Annotated in this window: 2 protein-coding genes; both read left to right on the top strand. The window is 45.2% G+C overall.

Going from position 1 to position 1309, the window contains the following annotated elements; translation table 11 throughout:
• Window positions 1-382: family 43 glycosylhydrolase (locus tag GRP75_RS27175; RefSeq protein WP_160790918.1), on the top strand; the 382-nt coding region annotated here is incomplete at its 5' end.
• Between the two features lie 235 nt (window positions 383-617).
• A complete protein-coding gene (locus tag GRP75_RS27170) occupies window positions 618-962 on the top strand; it encodes a DUF3024 domain-containing protein (protein WP_233903857.1) in 345 nt (114 codons plus the stop codon).
• Window positions 963-1309 lie beyond the last annotated feature (347 nt).

Here is a 1309-nt window from a genome sequence, read left to right as displayed (position 1 = left end):
AGGAGCAGCGGTTCTGAAACGGAACGGGTGGATCTTTATCAGTTATTCAGCTAGTGCCACTGACCACAATTATTGCATGGGCCTGTTGACAGCAGATGAGAATGCGGATTTACTTGATCCGAAATCATGGACGAAATCACCTGAGCCGGTATTCTGCACCAATGAGGAAACAGGACAATTCGGGCCAGGTCATAACAGTTTTACGGTTGCTGCTGACGGTAGCGATGTAATCGTATATCACGCCCGGAATTACAAGGAAATTACAGGCGACCCGCTGTATGACCCGAATCGTCATACACGTGTTCAGCCGTTCAACTGGAAGGAAGATGGAACACCTGATTTTGGTATTCCAGTACCAGATGGCGTTTCCGTTGATAAATAAGCGAAATCTATTATAGATGGTTGACGTGTTACACAGTGGCACTGTAACTTTCTAGAAATCATAGGGAATTATGATTTGGCTGCGTATAACAAGAGTAATAAGATATCTTCTGAGCCTTCAGGCTGGAGGATATCTTTTTGCTTTTGGGACGGCAAGGAGGACTCTTTTCAAAAACTTCGATTTCTGCTATATTTAAATCGTAATATTTACGAATTGATCAAGGGGTGGAAATCTCGTGAACGAGCGGATTGATCCGTTTACCGTTAAAAAGGTTGAATACCTGCTGAATGGCTATATTGCGCTAAAGGTGCCAGGCTACGTGCGTTCTGACGTGCGGCTCATTTATCAAATAGAGGATAACTGTTTGATCTTGACGGAGGAAAGGCCTTCTAATGAAACTGAGTCGTGGGATCGCACGGACATTGTCCAATTTCGCTGGGAGGAAAATCATTGGCATGTATATGCCCGGCAAGAGGCTGAAAGCTGGCAGCGCGTAAAAGAGATTGCACCTAATCCGTGCTTTGAAGAACAGCTCGAACAAGTAGAAATAGATCCAGCAGGTATTTTTTGGACAGGTTAACGAAGTGCAGAATGATAAGTTCGGAAGATGGAGGTAGTGGGAGTCGTCCCGTTAAACTATATATGGAAGTAAACAGGCTGACCGTAACTCCTTATATGGAAGTTACGGTCATTTGTTTTGTCTGGGGTGGCACTGTCTAGTTTACGTTTCCATGTCTTGTCATGGGGCTTGTTACGGGTACTGTAAATCAGGGTATGTGAAACACAGAGCGTGATAACGAGTGGGGAGCGGTGTGTAGTGAATGAGCAGCATCGACCGGAACCTGAGATAAGACAAGTAGAGCGGGAGTGTGAAGCATTGTATCCAAAAGGCAGATCCCGTATTGCACTGACAGGCGCCAGTGGTTA

Source organism: Paenibacillus sp. OT2-17 (assembly GCF_009827695.1).
GTDB lineage: Bacteria > Bacillota > Bacilli > Paenibacillales > Paenibacillaceae > Paenibacillus > Paenibacillus polymyxa_B.
This window is presented reverse-complemented; position numbering and strand designations above follow the sequence as displayed.